A 1,190-nucleotide genomic window follows, 5' to 3' on the forward strand; every position below is an offset into this window, starting at 1 on the left:
TCCGCGCCCTCGACGAAGCCGCCTATCTGCTCCTGAATGGACGCGGAAAAATGCGCGCCAACGTGGACGGCAGCACGCGGGCCGCGCGGTCCTGGACGACAATGGTCCTATCCACCGGAGAGCCGACGCTAGCCGACCGCCTGACCGAGGCCGGGCAGCAACCGAGGGCCGGGCAGGAAGTGCGCCTGGTGGATATCCCGGCGGACGCCGGGCAGGGTATGGGCGCATGGGAGGAGCTGCATGGACACGCCACGGCGGCGCAATTTTCCGACGCAATCAAGGCCGCCTGTGCCGAGACCCACGGCACACTCGGGCGGGCATGGGTAGACTACCTGGCCGGCCACCAGGACGCGGCGCGGGATCTGCGGGCGGTCATCCGCCGGACGGCGGAACAGTGGGCCGCCGGCGCCGAATCCGGGCAGGTGGTGCGCGTGGCGGAGCGGTTCGCTTTGATCGGGCTGGCCGGCGAACTGGCCACCCAGGCGGGATTGGTGCCGTGGGCCGAGGGCGAGAGCCTCTATGCTGCCCGGACCTGTCTGGGCGCATGGCTGGCCGCGCGCGGTGGTATGGGTGACAGCGAGGACATGCAGGCCCTGGCCACAATCCGGGGATATATCGCGCGATATGGGGCCTCAAGGTTCCAGGTCATCGGCGCGGGCGCGGATGACATTGTGCCCGGTCACGCCCTGGATCGCGTCGTGGAGCGGGCAGGATTCCGCCGGACCACGCTGGCCGGCGAAGAACAATTCGTTTTCACCAAGGAACAGTGGGCGGCCATTTTCGGGGGCCGCAATCCGCAACAGGCGGCCCGTGCCCTGGATCGGGCCGGGCTCCTGGCCCGTAATGACGCCAGCCTGGCCCAAAAAGTAGTCCTGCCAGACGTGGGCCGGGTCCGGGCCTATGTGGTCCGGATAGCTCCGGATGCCGGGGAGGACACGCCATGATCGACGTGGACCGCCTCCTATTATTGGTGGACAGCATGGCCCCGCCCAACCTGCCCAACCTGCCCAACCCGCAAAAAGAAGAACTTGGGCCGCCTGAAGCCAGGAATGGCAAGGCTTCGCCCAAGTTGCCCAACTTGCCCAACCTGAAAACAGAAGGAAACGCCACGTCTCCCAACACGTGCGAACCCGAGGCCACGGCCCTGGAAGAATGCCTTTTTTCGTTCCCTATTAAAAATAACTTGGGCA

General features: G+C 66.5%; 1 protein-coding gene. It reads left to right on the top strand.

Annotation, left to right across the window (positions count from 1 at the left end; translation table 11 throughout):
* Positions 1–940: 940 nt before the first annotated feature.
* On the top strand, positions 941–1,190 hold a 250-nt coding region (locus tag EOL86_15270), incomplete at its 3' end, for a hypothetical protein (protein NCD26930.1).

It is taken from the genome of Deltaproteobacteria bacterium, assembly GCA_009930495.1.
Taxonomy (GTDB): domain Bacteria; phylum Desulfobacterota; class Desulfovibrionia; order Desulfovibrionales; family Desulfomicrobiaceae; genus Desulfomicrobium.